This window comes from Salmonella sp. 32070601201500089SM (genome assembly GCF_017573605.1).
Taxonomy (GTDB): domain Bacteria; phylum Pseudomonadota; class Gammaproteobacteria; order Enterobacterales; family Enterobacteriaceae; genus Salmonella; species Salmonella enterica.
Window position 1 is genome coordinate 475,700 of record NZ_JAGETK010000001.1, and the last position, 19,829, is coordinate 495,528.

General features: G+C 50.7%; 21 protein-coding genes. 11 read left to right on the top strand and 10 right to left on the bottom strand.

The window, feature by feature from the left end; all coding sequences use genetic code 11:
• Positions 1-305 precede the first annotated feature (305 nt).
• Entirely contained in the window at positions 306-791 is a 486-nt protein-coding gene (gene spy, locus J4728_RS02335; RefSeq protein WP_001229002.1) for an ATP-independent periplasmic protein-refolding chaperone Spy, read from the top strand.
• A 74-nt stretch (positions 792-865) separates the two neighbouring features.
• On the opposite strand, the gene cho is transcribed toward spy, so the two are convergent.
• Together cho and nadE are read right to left on the bottom strand one after the other, a co-directional pair.
• Complete coding sequence (cho, locus tag J4728_RS02340) at positions 866-1,747, bottom strand: excinuclease Cho (protein ID WP_058113699.1); 882 nt, start codon at positions 1,745-1,747, stop codon at positions 866-868.
• 120 nt (positions 1,748-1,867) lie between these two features.
• The gene (gene nadE / locus J4728_RS02345) at positions 1,868-2,695 is read right to left on the bottom strand and encodes an ammonia-dependent NAD(+) synthetase (RefSeq protein WP_000174980.1); all 828 of its coding nucleotides are present in this window, start codon (positions 2,693-2,695) and stop codon (positions 1,868-1,870) included.
• Positions 2,696-2,913: 218 nt separating this feature from the next.
• On the opposite strand from nadE, the gene osmE reads away from it, so the two are divergent.
• From osmE to chbG, 7 genes are all read left to right on the top strand, one after another.
• Positions 2,914-3,255, top strand: coding sequence for an osmotically-inducible lipoprotein OsmE (osmE, locus tag J4728_RS02350; RefSeq protein WP_001039301.1), 342 nt, complete (start codon positions 2,914-2,916; stop codon positions 3,253-3,255).
• A 300-nt stretch (positions 3,256-3,555) separates the two neighbouring features.
• Positions 3,556-3,876, top strand: a complete 321-nt coding sequence (chbB, locus tag J4728_RS02355) for a PTS N,N'-diacetylchitobiose transporter subunit IIB (protein ID WP_000412161.1) — start codon at positions 3,556-3,558, stop codon at positions 3,874-3,876.
• Positions 3,877-3,958: 82 nt separating this feature from the next.
• Positions 3,959-5,317 (top strand): PTS N,N'-diacetylchitobiose transporter subunit IIC, encoded by a 1,359-nt coding sequence (gene chbC / locus J4728_RS02360; RefSeq protein WP_000073063.1) that lies wholly within the window; start codon positions 3,959-3,961, stop codon positions 5,315-5,317.
• Between the two features lie 50 nt (positions 5,318-5,367).
• Positions 5,368-5,715, top strand: coding sequence for a PTS N,N'-diacetylchitobiose transporter subunit IIA (chbA, locus tag J4728_RS02365; protein ID WP_000459883.1), 348 nt, complete (start codon positions 5,368-5,370; stop codon positions 5,713-5,715).
• A gap of 10 nt (positions 5,716-5,725) precedes the next feature.
• Entirely contained in the window at positions 5,726-6,568 is an 843-nt protein-coding gene (gene chbR, locus J4728_RS02370; protein WP_000983393.1) for a transcriptional regulator ChbR, read from the top strand.
• A 124-nt stretch (positions 6,569-6,692) separates the two neighbouring features.
• On the top strand, positions 6,693-8,048 hold the full coding sequence (locus J4728_RS02375; RefSeq protein ID WP_000078778.1) for a 6-phospho-beta-glucosidase: 1,356 nt from the start codon (positions 6,693-6,695) through the stop codon (positions 8,046-8,048).
• Between the two features lie 12 nt (positions 8,049-8,060).
• The gene (gene chbG, locus J4728_RS02380; RefSeq protein WP_000442730.1) at positions 8,061-8,819 is read left to right on the top strand and encodes a chitin disaccharide deacetylase; all 759 of its coding nucleotides are present in this window, start codon (positions 8,061-8,063) and stop codon (positions 8,817-8,819) included.
• Between the two features lie 43 nt (positions 8,820-8,862).
• On the opposite strand, the gene katE is transcribed toward chbG, so the two are convergent.
• On the bottom strand, positions 8,863-11,115 hold the full coding sequence (katE, locus tag J4728_RS02385) for a catalase HPII (protein ID WP_000019105.1): 2,253 nt from the start codon (positions 11,113-11,115) through the stop codon (positions 8,863-8,865).
• Between the two features lie 364 nt (positions 11,116-11,479).
• Here katE and cedA point away from each other — a divergent pair, with 364 nt between their 5' ends.
• Positions 11,480-11,722, top strand: coding sequence for a cell division activator CedA (gene cedA, locus J4728_RS02390; RefSeq protein WP_000977510.1), 243 nt, complete (start codon positions 11,480-11,482; stop codon positions 11,720-11,722).
• Positions 11,723-11,823: 101 nt separating this feature from the next.
• Here cedA and tcyP read toward each other — a convergent pair whose 3' ends face one another.
• From tcyP to hxpB, 3 genes are all read right to left on the bottom strand, one after another.
• Positions 11,824-13,215 (bottom strand): cystine/sulfocysteine:cation symporter, encoded by a 1,392-nt coding sequence (gene tcyP / locus J4728_RS02395; RefSeq protein WP_001010662.1) that lies wholly within the window; start codon positions 13,213-13,215, stop codon positions 11,824-11,826.
• A 136-nt stretch (positions 13,216-13,351) separates the two neighbouring features.
• Positions 13,352-13,951: a metal-dependent hydrolase gene (locus J4728_RS02400; RefSeq protein ID WP_000505804.1), complete on the bottom strand. Its 600-nt coding sequence runs from the start codon at positions 13,949-13,951 to the stop codon at positions 13,352-13,354.
• Positions 13,952-14,088: 137 nt separating this feature from the next.
• Entirely contained in the window at positions 14,089-14,757 is a 669-nt protein-coding gene (gene hxpB, locus J4728_RS02405) for a hexitol phosphatase HxpB (protein ID WP_000106856.1), read from the bottom strand.
• A 148-nt stretch (positions 14,758-14,905) separates the two neighbouring features.
• Between hxpB and J4728_RS02410 the strand changes: the two genes are divergently transcribed.
• A complete protein-coding gene (locus J4728_RS02410) occupies positions 14,906-15,442 on the top strand; it encodes a YniB family protein (RefSeq protein WP_000222158.1) in 537 nt (178 codons plus the stop codon).
• 42 nt (positions 15,443-15,484) lie between these two features.
• Here the strand turns inward: J4728_RS02410 and J4728_RS02415 are convergent, their stop codons facing one another.
• The 3 genes from J4728_RS02415 to pfkB all read right to left on the bottom strand — a co-directional run bounded on the left by J4728_RS02415 (position 15,485) and on the right by pfkB (position 17,771).
• Positions 15,485-16,345, bottom strand: a complete 861-nt coding sequence (locus J4728_RS02415; protein ID WP_000267686.1) for a fructosamine kinase family protein — start codon at positions 16,343-16,345, stop codon at positions 15,485-15,487.
• 106 nt (positions 16,346-16,451) lie between these two features.
• Positions 16,452-16,742, bottom strand: coding sequence for a type V toxin-antitoxin system endoribonuclease antitoxin GhoS (ghoS, locus tag J4728_RS02420; protein ID WP_000146133.1), 291 nt, complete (start codon positions 16,740-16,742; stop codon positions 16,452-16,454).
• A gap of 96 nt (positions 16,743-16,838) precedes the next feature.
• Positions 16,839-17,771, bottom strand: coding sequence for a 6-phosphofructokinase II (pfkB, locus tag J4728_RS02425; protein ID WP_000251707.1), 933 nt, complete (start codon positions 17,769-17,771; stop codon positions 16,839-16,841).
• A 288-nt stretch (positions 17,772-18,059) separates the two neighbouring features.
• Between pfkB and J4728_RS02430 the strand changes: the two genes are divergently transcribed.
• On the top strand, positions 18,060-18,818 hold the full coding sequence (locus tag J4728_RS02430) for a YdiY family protein (protein ID WP_000770981.1): 759 nt from the start codon (positions 18,060-18,062) through the stop codon (positions 18,816-18,818).
• A 48-nt stretch (positions 18,819-18,866) separates the two neighbouring features.
• On the opposite strand, the gene J4728_RS02435 is transcribed toward J4728_RS02430, so the two are convergent.
• A complete protein-coding gene (locus J4728_RS02435) occupies positions 18,867-19,826 on the bottom strand; it encodes a lipid A deacylase LpxR family protein (protein ID WP_001046438.1) in 960 nt (319 codons plus the stop codon).
• Between the last annotated feature and the right edge of the window lie 3 nt (positions 19,827-19,829).

A 19,829-nucleotide genomic window follows, 5' to 3' on the forward strand; every position in this document is an offset into this window, starting at 1 on the left:
ACAGGGATGATTTGGGATACAGTTTCATGCTATTACGGATTATTCCTGGAGAATTGCTTTATTAATAAGCGTTGCTGCGTTATAGTTCTGCATAATTTCTGCTATATCATGCTGTTGTATATTTCTCTTTCAACTCTGCGCAATTTATTCTTTTTTTCTTCACAATTGGCGAAAAAGTGTTTTTTATACTTTCATTGTTTTACCGTTGTTCTGACTAATTGACGCTAAGACGGTTAAAGTTAATCACGACAACACGGCGCTGTTTTAAATATGCCGTAAAAATAACTGAAAGGAAGGATGGAAATATGCGTAAACTGACTGCTCTATTTGTTGCCTCTACCCTGGCGATGGGTGCTGCGAATCTGGCTCATGCCGCTGAGACTACCACCGCCGCGCCAGCGGATGCGAAGCCAATGATGCAGCATAAAGGTAAATTTGGCCCACATCACGATATGATGTTTAAAAACCTGAACCTGACGGACGCGCAGAAGCAACAAATTCGCGACATTATGAGAGCGCAGCGCGAGCAAATGAAACGTCCGCCGCTGGAAGAGCGTCGCGCCATGCATGATATTATTGCCAGCGATACCTTCGATAAAGCCAAAGCCGAAGCGCAAATTACGAAAATGGAAGCGCAGCGCAAGGCCAATATGCTGGCGCATATGGAAACCCAGAATAAAATTTATAACGTTCTGACGCCGGAGCAGAAAAAGCAATATAACGCTAATTTTGAGAAGCGTCTGACAGAACGCCCGGCGCAAGAAGGTAAAATGCCTGCTGCGGCAGAATAACTTTCCGCATAATTTAAGACCGCCGGTCTTGTCGACAACACAATCGTTGAGGTGGACAGGATCGGCGGTTTTCTTTATGACCGACGACAGTCGGTGTGCAGTTCAATGATCTCATATTGACCTGACATTAACGGTTTACAGAGAATTTTATAGCCGTCCTGATCAAAGCCCGCAGGGGTGCGCACCAGCGTGGCGGCCTCATCCAGCGAGGGGACCGCCCCCAGCCATAACCAGTTGTTGATAATGTGGAACTGGGTCATTTGTGGGCGGCTTTCTTTTAACGCGATAGCGCCTTTCCAGGGCCAGCAAACCACACGTAACCGTTCCAGCGAGGCCTGCAGACGAAGAAAATGCGCCTGCGGGGTTTCTTGCCCACAGCACGCGCCAGCGCAGCGCTTCAGAGCGAAACGAAAACAGGCGCGCCCACGGCTTACCGGTTCAAGCCCCAGCAGGCCATAACACAATTTTTGTTCATCGGCGAGGTTCTGTAAGCTTTGCAGCGCCGCCCGACGGTTGGCGAAGAGGCCAAACAGGTTTGGCTCATGGGAAAAATCGACGCTGCGGGCGGAAACGACCTCAATCTTTTGTTCGCTCAACTGTAGCGAGCAAAGCTGGCGATTACGACGTAACCGCTTGTTAAACAGCGGCTGTTGTTCTTTGATCAGCCGTGCCTCCAGCAGCAACGCGCCCATTTCCCCAGCGGTGCAGATCCAGCTTATCCGCCGCGCCTGTCGCAGCATAGTGGCCTCGTCAGGCGTTCGCAGATGTGAAAGCACCCGGCTGCGAATATTCACGCTTTTACCGATATAAAGCGGCAGCGTATCGCTTTCGCTATGAAATACATAGACGCCCGGTAAGGCTGGCAATTCGCTGAGGAAAGGACGTAAATGTTCTGGATATTCGTAAATGGCCGCCGCTTCAAACTCAAGGCGGGGGGCTGATTGACGCCGTACCACAGTGATCTCCGTTAACTGGTTATTCATCCAGTATAACAGCGGATGGGTGATTAAAAAAGAGGCTGGGAAGAGAGGAGGCCGGATAGACGAGCGATATCCGGCACAACAGTAGAAGTACGCTTACTTTTTCCAAAAGTCGTCGAATACCGTAATCGGTAAACGGCGCTTATGTTCAGTTTTTACATACCAGCCTTCGATAGTTTTAGCGATGGCGGGGTCAAGCGTTTTGCCTTCCAGGTAATCGTCAATATTGTCATACGTTACGCCCAGCGCGGCTTCATCAGGCAGTGAAGGGCGGTCGTCTTCCAAATCGGCAGTGGGGACTTTTTTATACAGATGCTCAGGACAGCCCAGCGCTGCGAGAAGCTGTTTGCCCTGGCGTTTGTTAAGGCGATGAAGCGGGTTAATATCGGTACCGCCGTCGCCATATTTGGTGAAGAACCCGGTTATCGCTTCCGCCGCATGGTCGGTGCCTACCACGACGCCGTGAGTCATACCGGCGATGCTATATTGCGCTTTCATTCGCTCACGCGCTTTTTCATTGCCGCGAACAAAATCGCTCAGCTCAATTCCCGCTTCGCGCAGCGCCTGTTCGCTGGCGAGGACGGCGCCTTTAATATTGACGGTGAGTACTCTGTCCGGCTGAATAAAAGCAATAGCGTCCTGGCAATCCTGTTCATCGGCCTGTACGCCATAAGGCAGACGAACGGCGATAAACTGCAGCGCATTATCACCGGTCTCTTCTCGCAATTCGGCGATAGCCATCTGGCTGAGTTTCCCGGCCAGCGTCGAATCCTGCCCGCCGCTGATGCCTAACACCAGCGATTTCAAAAAGGGATAGGTTTTCAGGTACGCTTTAAGAAAATCCACGCTGCGGCGAATTTCTTCTTCAGGGTTGATATGCGGTTTCGCGCCAAGCGCCTGGATTATCTCTTGCTGCAGAGTCATTTAACCCCCTTCGACATTAAAAAAATGAATCTTTACCCTGTTAAAGCTAACCCTTCGCCGCTGAAACAACAAGGTTTGGCGGGCTAAGCGGTGTTTAAAACAACATGTCGCTGCGTTAGAGAATTTTCCGAAAGACTTTTTGTGGCGGGTCGCGGCTTGAAAAATATTCTGATGTATTCCAGGCTTACATAACACGCTGATAAACAAGAGGACGGAAAATGAACAAGAACGTAGCAGGAATTTTAAGCGCAGCGGCGGTAATGACTATGCTGGCAGGCTGTACGGCGTATGATCGTACAAAAGACCAATTTGTTGAGCCTGTCGTTAAAGATGTTAAAAAAGGAATGAGCAGGGCGCAAGTTGCGCAGATTGCGGGCAAACCGTCATCTGAAGTGAGTATGATTCATGCGCGCGGTACCTGTCAGACCTACATCCTGGGTCAACGTGATGGTAAAGCGGAAACCTACTTTGTTGCGCTGGATGATACCGGGCACGTGATTAACTCCGGCTACCAGACCTGTGCGGAGTACGACACTGACCCACAGGCGCCGAAGCAGTAACAACTGTACATTGCCTGAACATTCAAGGAAACCGGCCTGCGAGCCGGTTTTTTTGTGCCTGCCATAACCTTATTTATTATCGCGAATTATTTGCCCGAAATGTGAGGGGGGTCATAACGCTAGGTCAATGAGAGACAATTTAGTGGGTCAAGGAAATACCATCCGGCGGTCCGATCCCGTATACTCATTTCAGCCACCTAAAAAAGTAAATCCGGTTACGCAAGTCGCCCAGAGTATGGATGCAGGTTGAGGCTTGTGGCGTATCTGGTTGACAGATAATCGCACATGAGGAAGGTTTTTATGGAAAAGAAACACATTTATCTGTTTTGTTCTGCGGGCATGTCAACATCGTTACTGGTATCAAAAATGCGCGCTCAGGCTGAAAAATATGAAGTGCCGGTGATTATTGAAGCATTCCCTGAAACCCTGGCCGGTGAAAAAGGCCCGGCAGCGGACGTCGTGTTATTAGGCCCGCAAATTGCTTATATGCTCCCCGAAATTCAGCGTTTATTACCCGGTAAACCGGTAGAAGTCATTGATTCAATGTTGTACGGCAAGGTAGATGGCTTAGGCGTGCTTAAAGCTGCGGTAGCGGCAATTAAAAAAGCCGCCGCGAATTAATTATTTTTTAATTTTTCCCGTCAAAGAGTTATTTCATACACTAACCGCAATATTTTATTGCGGTATTTAAGGGTATTTTTCTATGAGTAACGTTATTGCTTCACTTGAAAAGGTACTCCTTCCTTTTGCTGTAAAAATAGGAAAGCAGCCACACGTTAATGCAATCAAGAACGGCTTTATTCGTTTAATGCCATTAACCCTTGCGGGGGCGATGTTTGTATTAATTAATAACGTTTTCCTGAGCTTTGGGGAGGGGTCGTTTTTTTATTCCATGGGCATTCGGCTTGATGCCTCAACCATTGAAACACTTAATGGATTGAAAGGCATCGGCGGGAACGTCTATAACGGCACATTGGGCATTATGTCGCTCATGGCGCCATTTTTTATCGGCATGGCGCTGGCGGAAGAGCGCAAGGTTGATGCGCTGGCCGCCGGATTGCTTTCCGTGGCGGCATTTATGACCGTAACGCCGTATAGTGTCGGCGAGGCCTATGCCGTAGGCGCTAACTGGCTGGGCGGCGCGAATATTATCTCCGGTATTATTATTGGCCTGGTGGTCGCGGAGATGTTTACATTTATTGTCCGGCGCAACTGGGTGATTAAGCTACCGGACAGCGTACCGGCTTCGGTGTCTCGTTCATTCTCAGCATTAATTCCCGGCTTTATTATTCTCTCTATTATGGGGATTATTGCCTGGGCGCTGTCTAATTACGGTTCTAACTTCCATCAGATTATTATGGACACTATCTCTACGCCGCTGGCATCGCTGGGTAGCGTGGTAGGGTGGGCATATGTCATTTTTGTACCGCTGCTGTGGTTCTTTGGTATTCATGGTTCGCTGGCGCTGACCGCGCTGGATAGCGGCATCATGACGCCCTGGGCGCTGGAAAACATCTCTATTTACCAGCAGTATGGCTCCGTCGATGCGGCACTGGAAGCCGGTAAAACGTTCCATATCTGGGCGAAACCGATGCTGGATTCTTATATCTTCCTCGGTGGTAGCGGCGCAACGCTGGGTCTGATCATCGCTATCTTCCTGGCATCCCGTCGCGCGGACTATCGCCAGGTGGCAAAACTGGCGCTGCCGTCAGGTATCTTCCAGATTAACGAACCCATCCTGTTTGGCCTGCCGATTATTATGAACCCGGTGATGTTTATCCCCTTCATTCTGGTTCAGCCGATTCTGGCGGCGATTACGCTGGTGGCTTACTATTTGGGTATTATTCCGCCGATTACCAATATTGCGCCGTGGACCATGCCAACCGGGTTGGGGGCGTTCTTTAACACCAACGGCAGTGTCGCCGCGTTGCTGGTTGCGCTATTTAACCTGGCGGTCGCTACCCTGATTTATCTCCCCTTCGTGGTGGTGGCTAACAAAGCGCAGAACGCCATCGAGCAGGAAGAAAGCGAAGAAGATATCGCTAACGCACTGAAATTCTAAACTCCGCGCCGGCATGGGATGCCATGCCGGGCTGAATCAGAGGAAAGACTATGTTTGATCTTGAAAATGTTGTAGATAACCAGACAGCGGCTGAGGAACTCGAAGAAGTCGTTATGGGGCTTATCATCAATTCTGGTCAGGCGCGCAGCCTGGCATATGGCGCGCTCAGAAAAGCGAAAGAAGGCGATTTTGAGGCGGCGAAAGCGATGATGGACCAGTCGCGCATAGCGCTCAATGAAGCGCATCTTGTGCAGACAAAACTCATCGAAGGCGATCAGGGCGAAGGCAAAATGAAAGTCAGTCTGGTCCTGGTTCACGCTCAGGATCATTTGATGACATCAATGCTGGCTCGTGAACTGATCGCCGAGTTGATTGAGCTCCATGAGAAACTGAAATAACAGGGGGCGGATGATGCAGCTACAGGTTAACGCAACGGAAATCAAAACGGTTTATGAGCAGCAGCTCTTTAATGGCAAAAATTTCCATGTGTTTATCTATAACAAGACGGAAAGCGTCACCGGGCTGCATCAGCACGACTACTATGAATTTACCCTGGTATTAACCGGACGTTATTACCAGGAGATTAACGGGAAGCGTGTGCTGCTGGAACGTGGAGATTTTGTTTTTATCCCGGTGGGGTCGAATCACCAAAGTTTCTATGAGTTTGGCGCAACGCGTATTCTGAACGTAGGAATTAGTAAACGTTTTTTTGAACAGCATTATCTTCCGTTACTGCCGTTTTGTTTTGTGGCATCGCAGGTATACAGGGCGAATAGCACCTTCCTTACCTATATTGAAACAGTGATTGCGTCGTTGAATTTTCGCGGCAATGGGCTCGACGAATTTATCGAAGTGGTGACATTTTATATTATAAACCGCTTACGTCATTACCGCGAAGAGCAGGTTTATGATGATATTCCACAATGGCTGAAAGCAACCGTGGAGATAATGCATGATAAAACGCAGTTTGGCGAACATGCGCTGGAAAATATGGTGCGCCTGTCGGCAAAATCCCAGGAGTATCTGACGCGCGCCACCCGACGTTATTACAGCAAAACGCCGATGCAAATCATTAATGAGATTCGCATTAATTTTGCCAAGAAACAGTTGGAAATGACCAACTATTCGGTTACGGATATTGCTTATGAAGCCGGGTATAGCAGTCCAAGTCTGTTTATTAAAACGTTTAAGAAGATGACCTCATTCACGCCGAATAGTTATCGGAAGCGATTGACGGAAATTAATGAGTAACGGTTTGCATTGCTCGATTAATTACATTTCACGCTTGCCCCAATAGCGCGGGGAACGTCACGCTATTTCTTACGAGCGGGCATAGCGTAATACATATCAGTGCCATACACTGAAGGGAGATATTATGAGCCAGAAATTAAAAGTCGTCACTATTGGTGGCGGGAGCAGCTACACCCCTGAATTACTTGAAGGCTTTATTAAACGCTACCATGAATTACCTGTCACTGAATTATGGCTGGTTGACGTTGAAGACGGGAAAGAGAAGCTGGGCATTATTTATGATCTCTGCCAGCGAATGATTGATAAAGCAGGCGTTCCGCTAAAATTGTATAAAACGCTGGATCGCCGGGAAGCGCTGAAAGACGCTAATTTTGTTACTACCCAGCTACGCGTTGGTCAACTCAAAGCCCGTGAACTGGACGAGCGTATCCCACTTAGTCACGGCTATCTGGGGCAAGAAACCAACGGCGCTGGCGGTTTATTTAAAGGGTTGCGTACCATTCCGGTTATTTTTGACATCATTAAGGATGTTGAAGAATTATGTCCGAATGCGTGGGTCATTAACTTTACTAATCCGGCAGGGATGGTGACGGAAGCGGTTTATCGTCATACCAACTTTAAAAAGTTCATTGGCGTATGTAATATTCCTGTCGGCATGAAAATGTTTATTCATGACGTGCTGGCGCTGAATGAGAATGACGATCTCTCCATTGACCTGTTTGGTCTAAACCATATGGTCTTTATTAAAGACGTGCTGGTGAATGGCACCTCACGGTTCGCAGAATTACTGGATGGCGTGGCGTCCGGTCAGTTGAAAGCGTCAACCGTAAAAAATATCTTTGATCTGCCGTTTAGTGAAGGATTGATTCGCTCGCTGAACATGCTGCCGTGCTCTTATTTGTTGTATTACTTCAAGCAAAAAGAGATGCTGGCGATTGAAATGGGCGAATATTACAAAGGCGGCGCGCGCGCTCAGGTCGTACAAAAAGTGGAGAAACAACTCTTCGACTTGTACAAAAATCCTGAGCTAAACGTGAAGCCGAAAGAGCTTGAGCAACGCGGCGGCGCTTATTATTCCGATGCCGCTTGTGAAGTCATTAACGCTATTTATAATGACAAGCAGACTGAGCATTACGTTAATATTCCACATCATGGGCATGTCGAGAATATCCCGGCGGACTGGGCGGTGGAAATGACCTGCATTCTGGGACGCAATGGCGCGACGCCGCATCCGCGTATCACCCGTTTTGACGAAAAAGTGCTGGGGCTTATCCACACGATTAAAGGATTTGAGGTCGCGGCCAGCAATGCGGCGCTGAGCGGAAACTTTAATGATGTGCTGCTGGCGCTTAACCTGAGTCCGCTGGTGCATTCCGACCGCGACGCAGAAGTCCTGGCGCGTGAGCTCATTCTGGCGCATGAAAAATGGCTGCCTAATTTTGCCGCTTGCATCGAAGCGCTTAAAGGTAAGCACCACTGACAGAGGTAGGCTATGGAACGCGTGTTGATTGTGAATGCCGATGATTTTGGCCTGAGTAAAGGGCAAAATTACGGCATTGTTGAAGCATATCGCAACGGCGTTGTGACCTCCACGACGGCGCTGGTCAATGGCGAGGCTATTGACCATGCGGCGCAGCTTAGCCGCGAGCTGCCTGCGCTTGGGGTGGGAATGCATTTTGTTTTGACGTTAGGCAAACCGGTGTCAGAGATGCCGGGCCTGACGCGAGACGGCCTGTTGGGGAAATGGATCTGGCAAATGGCGGAGGAGGATACGCTTCCGCTGGATGAAATTGCGCATGAACTGGCGTGTCAGTATCAGCGTTTCATCGACGTATTTGGCCGCGAGCCAACGCATCTCGACAGTCACCATCATGTGCATATGTTCCCGCAAATTTTCCCCATCGTCGCCCGCTTTGCGGCGCAGCGCGGGATTGCGTTACGTATTGACCGCCAGACGGTGTTGAACGCCGACGATCTGCCGTCGGATTTGCGCAGCACTCAAGGATTTAGTAGTGAATTTTACGGCGAGGAGATCACCGAAGCGTGCTTTTTACGCATTCTGGATGCCTCGGCGCATCGAGGAGAGGCCTCTCTGGAGGTGATGTGTCATCCGGCGTTTGTGGACAACATTATTCGCCAGAGCGCCTATTGTTACCCCCGCTTAACTGAACTGGAGGTATTGACGTCTGCGTCACTCAAGGCAGCGATTGCGGAACGTGGATATCGTCCTGGCAGTTTTCTTGATATTTAGCTCCTGAGTTTGCGGCGCAGGAATGCGCCGCATTTTTTGCCGTTTATGCAGGAATCGCGTTAATTTTCCCCGCACGCGACCAGACACGGTGTGCCGCCATCAGCGTCAGCAGAGTGTCCATAAAGTGGTGGTCAACGTTATCTGCCTCAACAAGTCCTTCTTCCCCCTGGCTATCAATGTTTAAAAGCGCCTTAAACCGTCGGGCGTCGCCTGCCAGTGCGATGGGCTTCAGATGTTTGTAGGCTTCCAGAAGGTAGTAACGGGCATCGCCGCAACTCTCGATATCGGCAATATTGCCGCACGGTACTATTACCGCATCGACCGTTAGCGACGGCGCGCCGGCAAAGGTTGCCGCAATAGTTAATGTTGAACCGTCATCAGCCGTTACTTCACCCATCCGTGAATAGAGCAGTTTTGCGTGGACGCCTTTGGCTTTTAAAGCCTGCAAAATGGTCAACAGTTCGGCGGCGTTAACCTTGTCGTTCAGCAGAATAGCGACCACTCGGCCTTTAACATCGCCGTCCGGCACCGCATACAGGCTGAGCGCCGGATCTTTTTTCAGACCGTTGACATCAGGAGGCGGGGCAATTTGCGTTTGCTCATGGGTGAGTGCAAAACCGAGATTATGCGCGACGCCCTGAGCCAGCGTGACATCAATATGCGCTAACTGATCGACCACCCGCTCCCGAATATACGCGCGGGCTACTTTACCCAGCTCAAAGCTGAACGCGTCAATAATATGCTGCTGCTCTATCGGCGTCTGACTGAGCCAGAACAGGCGAGGATGCGAGTAATATTCACCAAAAGAAGGGCTGCGTTCGCGGATTTTATTGCCATCCACGCGTTCCTGGTATGATTCGAAGCCGCCGCGTTTTGGCGCTGGCGGCGTTTCGCGCGGCCAGTTGTCATTAATGGAGTTCGGTTCATAGTTCGCCGGATTGGTGTCGATATCCATCCGGTGCATACCGTCACGCTGGAAGTTATGGTAGGGGCAGGTAGGGCGGTTAATCGGAATTTCGTGGAAGTTTGGCCCGCCCAGACGACTGATTTGCGTGTCGGTATAAGAGAACAGACGCCCCTGTAACAGCGGATCGTTGGTAAAATCAATGCCGGGAACAATATGTCCTGGATGAAATGCCGCCTGTTCGTTTTCAGCGAAAAAGTTATCCGGATTACGGTTTAACACCATTTTGCCGACGCGTTGTACTGGCACCAACTCTTCCGGAATCAGTTTGGTCGGATCGAGCAGATCAAAATCGAATTTAAATTCATCCTCTTCGGCAATGAGTTGTAGGCCCAGCTCGTATTCCGGGAAATCGCCCGCTTCGATGGCCTCCCACAGATCCCGGCGGTGAAAATCCGGATCGCGACCGGTCAGTTTTTGTGACTCATCCCACACCAGCGAGGCTTTACCCGCCAACGGTTTCCAGTGGAAACGGACAAAGGTCGCTTTCCCTTGTGCATTGATCAGACGGAAGGTGTGAATGCCGAACCCTTCCATCGTCCGATAACTGCGTGGAATACCGCGATCCGACATTGCCCACATGACGTTGTGCAGCGTCTCAGGCTGTAAGGAAACATAGTCCCAGAAGGTGTCGTGCGCGCTCTGTCCTTGCGGAATGGCCCAATGTGGTTCGGGCTTAACGGCGTGCACAAAATCCGGAAACTTATGCGCATCCTGGATAAAAAAGATCGGCGTGTTATTACCGACGAGATCGAAAATTCCCTCTTCGGTATAAAATTTGGTCGCAAAACCGCGGATATCACGTACGGTATCAGCAGACCCCGCGCCGCCCTGTACTGTCGAAAAGCGAACAAAGACCGGGGTAATTTTCTGTGGATCGCACAGAAACGCGGCTTTCGTGATGTCGCTCAGGTCTTTATATGGCTGGAAATAGCCGTGCGCTGCAGATCCGCGGGCGTGAACGATCCTCTCCGGGATGCGCTCATGGTCAAAGTGGGTAATTTTCTCGCGCAGGATAAAATCTTCCAACAGCGTAGGGCCACGGCTGCCGGCGCGAAGAGAATTTTGATCGTCGGCGATGCGCACGCCCTGATTGGTGGTCAGCGCATAATTTTCGCTGCCTTTACGAAAGGCGTCGAGGGCAGTGAGCTTATCATTCGCGGTCTCGGGCGCTTTTAAGCTGCCGGGGGCCGTTGGTTGCGCACCCGGCGGTGTCGGTTCTGGCGTGGGGCGATGTGAACCGTCTGACGGCGCCAGGGAGTCCAGGCCGGGCTGTGATTCACGGGTATCATGCACGGGGGACTGATGGGGGGATTTCTCATTATGCGACATTGAACTCGTCTCCTGCTTTCATCACTGAAATGGGCGTGGTAGTAGTCAAAATCACTCTAACTATAGAACATTTCAGCAATTATGCCGGGGGATAGCGGAACGGCAGACAAGGCTCAATAGGGAAATCGCACGCGCGGAACAGGACGTCGGGGGCGAAGATCGGCTAAAATAGTGTTTTTCTGATTTTTAGCCTTAGAGCCTATCCCAGTAGGCGTTATTGGCGCAGCCAGTTTGGACACGGACAGCGCGCAAAAACCGGAGCGTACACGTAGTACGTGAGGATTTTGAGCACTGCCCAGGACCAAAATGGCAAGTAAAATAGCCCTAATGGGATAGGCTCTTAGCCTCTTTTAGTGAAGCATTAATGATGAAACCTCTTCGCCAGCAAAATCGCCAGATTATTAGCTATATTCCGCGTGTTGAACCCGCGCCGCCGGAACATGCGATAAAAATGGATACGTTTCGCGACGTCTGGATACTGCGCGGTAAATATGTTGCCTTTGTTCTGACGGGGGAGTCATTTCAACGGTCGCCCGCCTTTAGCGTGCCAGAATCGGCGCAACGTTGGGCGAATCAGGTTCGCCAGGAAAACGAAATCGCTGACTAAGAAAAAACAAAACGCCGGTACTGGAGACCGGCGTTTTTAGTGACAGACATTTTGAGTTGCTGATCGTCGTGTCTCAGACGATGTGAACGCCCGATAATGTATTATCGATGCGCCAGTTCAGCGTCTTCTTCGCTATCGAGAATGGTTTTATCGGTCTGCTTCAGCCACTGGCTGGTCAGCGTACCAGCGGTCATTGAGCCACTCACGTTCAGCGCGGTACGGCCCATATCAATCAACGGTTCGACGGAGATTAACAGCGCGACCAGCGTGACCGGTAAGCCCATGGCAGGCAGCACAATCAGCGCGGCGAAGGTCGCGCCGCCGCCAACGCCGGCAACACCCGCCGAACTTACAGTAACGATACCCACCAGCGTGGCTATCCATACGGGGTCTAAGGGGTTGATGCCGACCGTCGGCGCAACCATTACCGCCAACATCGCAGGATAAAGACCGGCACAACCGTTTTGGCCGATGGTCGCGCCAAAAGAGGCAGCAAAGCTGGCGATGGACTCCGGCACGCCCAGGCGGCGGGTTTGCGCTTCGACATTGAGTGGAATGGAAGCGGCGCTGGAGCGGCTGGTAAAGGCAAATGTCAGCACCGGCCACACCTTGCGGAAATATTTCAGCGGGCTAATCCCGTTCACGCCCAATAGTATGCCGTGAACCACAAACATTATCGCCAGACCAAGATATGACGCTACCACGAAGCTTCCAAGCTTAATGATGTCCTGCAGATTAGAGCCGGCAACCACTTTCGTCATCAGCGCCAGTACGCCGTAAGGCGTAAGTTGCATTACCAGACGCACCAGCTTCATCACCCAGCTTTGCAGGGTATCGATAGCAACAAGCACACGCTCGCCTTTTGGCGCATCATCTTTCAGCAGTTTAAGCGCGGCCACGCCCAGGAATGCGGCGAAAATCACCACGCTGATAATAGACGTAGGATTTGCGCCAGTCAGATCCGCAAACGGATTTTTCGGTACAAAAGACAGCACCAGTTGCGGCACGCTGAGATCGGCCACTTTGCCGACATAGCTCGTCTCAATGGCATTCAGACGCGCGGTTTCCGCGCCGCCCTGAACCAGACCTTCCGCCGTCAGTCCGAACAGATTGGTGACCAGCACGCCCACCAGCGCTGCGATAAGGGTAGTAAACAGCAGCGTGCCGATAGTCAGAAAACTGATTTTCCCCAATTGAGAGGCGTTATGCAGTCGTGCCACGGCGCTTAAAATAGAGGCGAATACCAGCGGCATCACAATCATTTGTAGCAATTGCACATAGCCGTTGCCGACAATATTGAACCACTGAATGGAGTCTTTTAACACCTGACTGTCAGCGCCATAAATGGTGTGCAGGGCCAGACCAAAGACCACGCCCATCACAAGGCCGACAAGCACTTTTTTAGCCAGACTCCACTGTTTATGACGGGCCTGCGCCAGTACAAACAGCAGAATGACGAACACCGCAATGTTCGCAATTAATGGAAAATTCATCCCCGTTCTCCTGATTTTTTTATTATGAAGCGCTGTGTTTTAGCGATTCTGTTCGCGCAAGATTAGCAGAACTGTGAGCTGGCTCTTATATTCAAATGGAATGGTTTATACCAAAAATGATTTTGGCGTTGATTTACTAATCAATCTGGTGATTTATAAAACGATTGAACTGCATTTGCAGGATAGTAATCATCTGCGAAGACCAGCGTATGACGTTGTTTTCCGGCATGGACTGTGGCATCCACACCGCCCAGGCAAACAACGCCATGCATAAAAATCGCTCCAGTTGATTGCCTTTGCGCGGCGCCAGAATAGGCAGGCGGAAACGCCAGCGGCACGGCCACAGTAAGGGAACGCCTGCGGGGGTGAGCATATCCGCGACGATATGGCTTAAATAGCCAAGTACCATGCCTTGCAGCGCATCCGCCGGGATAATCCACGTATCCGGTACCTTGAGATAAAAGGTCGCCAGTAGGGCAAAGACCGCCAGCAGACTATGGGTAAACCCCCGGTGACCGAACGCGCGGGCGATCGGTTTCGATACCCATTTCAGGCGCTGACCAAGAAAAGATTTGGGGTGGTCGATATCCGGCAGCAGACAGGTCAAAATAGCCGAAGGAATAATATGCCACCAGTCGCCGTGCGCAAGGACGGGCGTTAACTCGGCATTCTTGGCGAAAACCGCGCTGGCTATAGAAAAAAGAAGATGTCCTTCCGCCGTCATGATAAAACCCATTAAACTGTCAATTCATACAGTATAGGGTTTTTATACAGTAGGCGGAAGTGGTGACGTTGTAACTCTTTGTCTCTGTCAAAGCCGCTTGCCGTCTGGCTCAGCGGCTAATTGCCCGTTGACTTTGTTTCGGAAACATCTTAACCGAGTAGATGCGCCGCCGTCAGCTCTGTCAGTGAGTTAAGTTTGACATTCGCCAGCGCAAAGCGCGGATCAGGCTGGTTTTCTTCTGCTGGCACCACAATGGCGCGCATTCGCGCCGCCTTTGCCGCGATTAGACCATTCACCGAATCCTCCAGCGCCACGCAGGTTAATGGATCAACACCTAATTTGGCCGCACAATCCAGATAGACCTGCGGGTGCGGTTTGCTGTAGGGCAATTTTTCTGCAGAAGCCAGCGCGTCAAAACTGTCGCGCAGTTCGAACATGGTGAGCACTTTTTCCAGCATATGCAGCGGCGATGCCGAGGCAAGCCCCACTAATAGCCCCTGCGCTTTACACAGCGCCACAGCTTCGCGCACACCCGGCAAAAGAGGGCGCGTCTCTTCGATAAGCGTAATCGCGCGGGCAATAACACGGTTTGTCACTTCCTGGCGATCGGGGCCGCTCCACGGTTGCTGCGCAAACCAGAGATCGACAACCATATCAATGCGTAGCCCAAGCGTGTCTGGCAGTTCATGGCGCCGAGTAATATCTACGCCTAAACTTGCCATCACGTCCAGTTCAGCGCGATCCCAGAGCGGTTCGGAATCGATCAGTAGTCCATCCATATCGAAAATTGCAGCAAGAATTTGACGTGGGGTTGACATCACAACCTCTCCTGTTGAGATTAAAAAATAACGAATTAAGCGTTCATTATGACCATGTTCTTAGTATATCGCCCTTAAAGATCAGGCGAAAACGGGAATCAACAGGTAGACTTAGGCCAAAACGACGCGTCTTTATCAAGGGGAACTCATGACGTATCAACAAGCTGGACGCATTGCAATCCTAAAAAGAGTTGTTGGGTGGGTTATTTTTATTCCGGCACTGCTTTCCACGCTCATCTCAGTCCTTAAATTTATGTATGCGCACAGTGAAAAGCAGGAGGGGATAAATGCGGTAATGCTGGATTTTACCCACGTAATGATAGACATGATGCGCGTGAATACGCCGTTTCTGAATGTTTTTTGGTACAACTCGCCGACGCCGAATTTTCAGGGAAGCCTGAATATCGGTTTCTGGCTCATTTTTATTCTGATTTTTGTCGGGCTGGCGATGCAGGATTCCGGCGCCAGAATGAGCCGCCAGTCACGTTTTTTGCGTGAAGGCGTGGAAGATCAGTTGATTCTGGAAAAAGCAAAAGGCGCGGAAGGGCTAACGCGTGAGCAGATAGAGTCACGTATCGTGGTGCCGCACCATACCATCTTTTTACAGTTTTTCCCGCTCTATATTTTGCCGGTCATTATTATCGTGCTCGGCTACTTTTTCTTTTCCTTGTTAGGCTTCATGTAAACTGAAAAATGCCGGATAGCCCGTATCCGGCATGGGCTGTACCTATACCGCAAGCAGCCGATCCATCGCTTTTTGCGCAGTAGCCAAGTGCTGACCGCCAAACAGCCTTGCCCGATTAAGCAGGGTGTAGAGCTGGTAAATCGGCTGCCTGTCGAGAAAATCCAGCGGTAGCGGCGAAACGGACTGATAGCCGTCATAAATCTGCGGTGGCTGATCGGTATGCAGCGGCAGCATCGCCAGATCGCATTCTCTGTCGCCCCAATAGCAGGCTGGATCGAAGATATAGGGGCCGTCAGGGCCAAGCGCGCAGTTCGCCGACCATAGATCGCCATGCAAAAGAGAAGGCTGCGGTTGATGCGACGCCAGACGTTGCTGAACATGTTCAACAATGGCGTCAATATTACCAAAGGTAATGCCTTTTTCCGCGGCGAGTTCAAGCTGCCAGCCAATGCGCTGTTCGGCGAAAAAAGTCGACCAACGGCGTTGCCAGGTATTCGGCTGCGGTGTGGTAGAGAGCGCGTTATCAAAATCGAGGCCGAATTGAGGTTGATCGCTCCATTGGTGCAGGCGCGCCAGCTGTTGCCCAAGAATAAACGCATTATGGGCATCCAGCGGGCGGGGCGAGAGGTAGTCCATGACTAAAAAGCTGTAATCCCGATCCGAACCTACCGCCCATACCTTAGGCACAACAACGGTTTTACTGCGGGAGAGCAGCTCCAGCTGATCGGCTTCAGCGGTAAAACCGCGAAGCATTTCTCGTTCATCGCACTTTACGAAAAAATCATGGCCTGCATAACGTAAATGCCATGCGGCATGAACTTCTCCGCCTGGCAGTTCATTACGCAGTTCGATTTCGCCTTCACCGACTTGCTCGCTTAAAAGACGACTGATAGCTTGCCACATATTGTCTCTCCCCACGTTGTCTGCCAGATCATAAGGTTAGCGCAAAAATGCGGTTAAAAAATACGAACTAACGCACATCGCGGACGCGCCGCGGCGGGAATGGCACTTATTGTGCGTTTTTACTCCACGCCTCCCAGGTCGCCACGGTAATGTCGACATCCTTATCTAACGCGCTTTTTGCAAGTCCGGCGACAAGCGCTTTGATTTCATCAGCGCTCTGAGCGCTAACAAAGCCAAACGTATTGGTGCCGAGCTCATGCACATTCCCTTCATCGTCCGTTAATGTCAGCAAAAAACCGCTACGCGTCAGATGGTTATTGAGTTCGTTAATCTCGGTCAGGGAATCTTCATGGAAGGTTACGGTAATAACATAACGGGTAATATCGCCACTGGCCATCGTTCACCTCGTTGGGAGCAACTGTGTTTTTAACAGCGGCGGATGCGCCGCCCGTTAACCGATTTTCCGGTATCCCCCTCGGCGAGGGGGAAACGATTATTGCGCGGAAAGATAGGCGTATATTTTTTGGGTATCGTCACGAGAACACAGACGCGTACCTTGATTGAGCGTAGCAGCGCTGCCTGCCGCCACACCGAAGCGCACCATCTCTTCCAGCGACGCGTCTTGCGCCAGTTTTAACGTCATCGCGCCTACCATACTGTCGCCTGCGCCGACAGTACTTTGACTTTTCACCGGGGGAGGAACAACCTGGATGCAATTCTCACTGTCTATGCCCAGCGCCCCTTGCGGCCCCAGAGAGACCACTACCCGGCGAGCCTTGCCGCTTTGCACTAATTCCTGGGCCGCTTTACGCACATCATCAGGCTGCGTCAGATCGCGATTAACCAACGCGCTCAATTCTTTCAGGTTAGGTTTCACCAGTTCGATATCGCCAAGCGCCAGCGCGGCGGTGAGCGCGTCGCCAGAGCTATCAATAATGCAGCGAATGCCTTGCTTCTGTGCGGCGGAAATCAGTTGCGTGAGTTTCTCGACCTTAACGCCGGGCGGAAGGCTGCCGCTGATAACCAGAATTGCCCCGGATTCAATTTCCAGTACCTGTTCTTCAAGCTGGCGAAATTCGTCATCGTCCAGCGTGGCGCCGGGCATAACAAAACGATACTGTTCGCCGCTGGACTCGACGTGGACGTGCAGGTTCTGACGCGTCCAGTCTTTCGCATCGACGGTAGACACGGGGACATTTTCGTCAGCCAGTAGTGCGACCAGATGTTCGCCGGTAGCGCCGCCAGCCGGGAAAATTGCGGTCGCGGTGCCGCCAAGATGCGCAATGGCGCGAGCGACATTAATACCCCCGCCGCCGGGTTCGAATACCGGCGCGGAGCACCGCAGTTTACCTTCGGGATAAATTTGCGGCGTGATTGTTGCGCTATCGAGAGAGGGCGCAAGCGTCAACGTATAGATACGTACCATCGTTACCTCCTGTTAGGCTGATTTCAGTCTGGCACTTAATCCCCGGAAAGTGAAGGAATTAACAATATGATTTTCCGGATCTTTATTTAAAGAAGTACGATGTAAAGTTATATAAATAAATGAATGCTTCGGGAGGGTTCTTATTCAAAAAATGAAATAGTAATTGATTGCTATGCTATTCGGGGCTTCTTATAATTCGCTACCTTTCCAGGGGCGTTTGTCATTGATCCCTATGAAAGTTTCCGGGACCGTCGTGGTCTCTTTTTTAGTTGTACGGACTCTATATAAATGAAGCTTTTGAAGGCAGTACCCGCTGTAGTTATGCTGGCGGGTGGCGTGTTCGCGTCTCTGTATGCCGCCGCCGATGATTCCGTTTTTACTGTCATGGATGATCCCTCCACCGCGAAAAAACCTTTTGAAGGTAATCTGAATGCGGGCTACCTTGCTCAGTCAGGCAATACTAAAAGTTCTTCCTTAACGGCTGACACGGCGATGACCTGGTATGGACAACGTACCGCCTGGTCATTATGGGGCAATGCCAGCAATACCTCCTCTAATGATGAACGCTCTTCAGAAAAATATGCGGTAGGCGCGCGTAACCGTTTTAATATGACGGATTATGATTATACCTTTGGCCAGGCCAGTTGGCTGACAGACCGTTTCAACGGTTATCGTCAGCGCGACGTACTGACCGCCGGTTACGGGCGGCAGTTCCTTAATGGTCCAGTGCACAGCTTCCGTTTTGAATTCGGTCCAGGGGTTCGCTATGACGAACATACGGACGATACCACTGAAACGCAGCCGTTGGGTTATGCTTCCGGCAGCTATGCCTGGCAGTTAACTGACAATGCTAAGTTTACACAGGGGGTGTCAGTATTTGGCGCAGAAGACACCACACTAAATTCGGAAACAGCCCTCAATGTCGCCATTAACGAACATTTTGGTCTAAAGGTGGGGTATAATTTAACGTGGAACTCGCAGCCGCCTGAATCAGCGCCGGAACATACCGATCGTCGCACTACGGTAACGCTGGGCTATAAGATGTAATATTGCGCCGGGTTACGTTACGTAACCCGGTTATTCTGTGGTGACGCCTCAGAAGAAGAAGGTGATGTCGCCGTTGATATAAGAATAGTCGTCTCCGGTGCGAAATTCCGACGTGACTTTGTTTAAAGAAAGAGAGAATGCGACGGGAGAATAGCCGATGGTAGCACCGACGCGATATTCATCCACGGTTTTATTAATATCCACCGTTTCCATTTTTGTTTGCAGCGTTTTCCCCTGTAACGTGTAGTTTTTATCAACTTCCCTGCGCTCAACGCCAGCAAATACCTTATAGATCAATCCCTCTTTTTGAGTGTGTATTAATCCTCGGCGGGACAGTAACCCAAACCCATTATCAGAGTTAAAGGTCTTATCATTTCCCAGCGCAACGGTTGCGCCGTACCCTAAATACTGGAAGAGATTGCCGCCGACAGCAGAGACTTCTGGATAGAAGCCCACATTGACACCCAGAATATCAATAGCTGGCGTAAGGGAGACCATTCCTTTTGCCGTATAACCATAACGGTTTTCAATTTGATCCTGCCAGGCAGGGTATTTTTCTGCGCCTATTATTCGATGCGCCCGATTCTGAACCTCCTGACCGCCTGCGTCAGGACCAATAACGCCGATATCGGTACCTAAACGATAACGTAACCAATTGGTGGCTAATGAATTCCACTCCAGTCCGGTATGAAGAAAGGCGCTGAACGCGCGGTCGCCTTTGACGGCTTCAGGCTTTCTCTTATTGGCACCTGATGGAGAATAAATATCTTGCGCGATATGAAAAGAGAGTTGACTGGCGTCAGTGAGATCGTGGCTGTAGCCTAAAAAGAGCCCGGCAGTATAATCACCCCGGTCTGCAGCCGGGTGCCCATAAAGGGCATTTAAGGATGGTTGAAATATACCTGCATCATCATTCGCCACTGAAATAGCAAGGCTACTGGCATTGGCCATTGTGGTCGTACTGAGTATGGCGGCAATCATCGTTGCGCAATAGCTGTATTTGTTCACTTT

Excerpts from the sequence above, each read along its gene's own strand:
- spy (WP_001229002.1), top strand. The coding sequence starts at position 306 with ATGCGTAAACTGACTGCTCTATTTGTTGCCTCTACCCTGGCGATGGGT.
- nadE (WP_000174980.1), bottom strand. The coding sequence starts at position 2,695 with ATGACTCTGCAGCAAGAGATAATCCAGGCGCTTGGCGCGAAACCGCAT.
- osmE (WP_001039301.1), top strand. The coding sequence starts at position 2,914 with ATGAACAAGAACGTAGCAGGAATTTTAAGCGCAGCGGCGGTAATGACT.
- chbB (WP_000412161.1), top strand. The coding sequence starts at position 3,556 with ATGGAAAAGAAACACATTTATCTGTTTTGTTCTGCGGGCATGTCAACA.
- chbC (WP_000073063.1), top strand. The coding sequence starts at position 3,959 with ATGAGTAACGTTATTGCTTCACTTGAAAAGGTACTCCTTCCTTTTGCT.
- chbA (WP_000459883.1), top strand. The coding sequence starts at position 5,368 with ATGTTTGATCTTGAAAATGTTGTAGATAACCAGACAGCGGCTGAGGAA.
- chbR (WP_000983393.1), top strand. The coding sequence starts at position 5,726 with ATGATGCAGCTACAGGTTAACGCAACGGAAATCAAAACGGTTTATGAG.
- J4728_RS02375 (WP_000078778.1), top strand. The coding sequence starts at position 6,693 with ATGAGCCAGAAATTAAAAGTCGTCACTATTGGTGGCGGGAGCAGCTAC.
- chbG (WP_000442730.1), top strand. The coding sequence starts at position 8,061 with ATGGAACGCGTGTTGATTGTGAATGCCGATGATTTTGGCCTGAGTAAA.
- katE (WP_000019105.1), bottom strand. The coding sequence starts at position 11,115 with ATGTCGCATAATGAGAAATCCCCCCATCAGTCCCCCGTGCATGATACC.
- cedA (WP_000977510.1), top strand. The coding sequence starts at position 11,480 with ATGATGAAACCTCTTCGCCAGCAAAATCGCCAGATTATTAGCTATATT.
- tcyP (WP_001010662.1), bottom strand. The coding sequence starts at position 13,215 with ATGAATTTTCCATTAATTGCGAACATTGCGGTGTTCGTCATTCTGCTG.
- J4728_RS02400 (WP_000505804.1), bottom strand. The coding sequence starts at position 13,951 with ATGGGTTTTATCATGACGGCGGAAGGACATCTTCTTTTTTCTATAGCC.
- hxpB (WP_000106856.1), bottom strand. The coding sequence starts at position 14,757 with ATGTCAACCCCACGTCAAATTCTTGCTGCAATTTTCGATATGGATGGA.
- J4728_RS02410 (WP_000222158.1), top strand. The coding sequence starts at position 14,906 with ATGACGTATCAACAAGCTGGACGCATTGCAATCCTAAAAAGAGTTGTT.
- J4728_RS02415 (WP_000267686.1), bottom strand. The coding sequence starts at position 16,345 with ATGTGGCAAGCTATCAGTCGTCTTTTAAGCGAGCAAGTCGGTGAAGGC.
- ghoS (WP_000146133.1), bottom strand. The coding sequence starts at position 16,742 with ATGGCCAGTGGCGATATTACCCGTTATGTTATTACCGTAACCTTCCAT.
- pfkB (WP_000251707.1), bottom strand. The coding sequence starts at position 17,771 with ATGGTACGTATCTATACGTTGACGCTTGCGCCCTCTCTCGATAGCGCA.
- J4728_RS02430 (WP_000770981.1), top strand. The coding sequence starts at position 18,060 with ATGAAGCTTTTGAAGGCAGTACCCGCTGTAGTTATGCTGGCGGGTGGC.